Source organism: Leifsonia sp. SIMBA_070 (genome assembly GCF_046534635.1).
Lineage (GTDB): Bacteria > Actinomycetota > Actinomycetes > Actinomycetales > Microbacteriaceae > Leifsonia.
Genome location: NZ_JAWRYK010000367.1, coordinates 1 through 267 on the forward strand (window position 1 = coordinate 1; position 267 = coordinate 267).

At 59.9% G+C, this 267-nt stretch carries 1 pseudogene; it reads left to right on the forward strand.

The features are described 5' to 3' along the window. Window positions 1–267 (forward strand): annotated as a pseudogene (locus SB754_RS20710) (hypothetical protein); the annotation flags it as partial.

The following is a 267-nucleotide window of genomic DNA, read 5'->3' on the forward strand; positions in this document are numbered from 1 at the left end:
GCATCAAGTCGGTGGTCTGGGAGTCGACACCTCTGACGATCCCGGACACGTTCTGGGCGGAGCACTCGTTGTCGAGCATGCTCGACAAGTCCGAGTACTGGCTCGGCATGCAGGGCCGGATCGTCAAACCCATGTACAAGGCATCCGGGTCCGATCACTACGTGCCGATCGGCTGGGACAAGGCGCTCGATCTCACCGCGGAGCATCTCCAAGCCCTTGATTCACCTGATCAGGCCGTGTTCTACACCAGTGGACGGATCATGAACG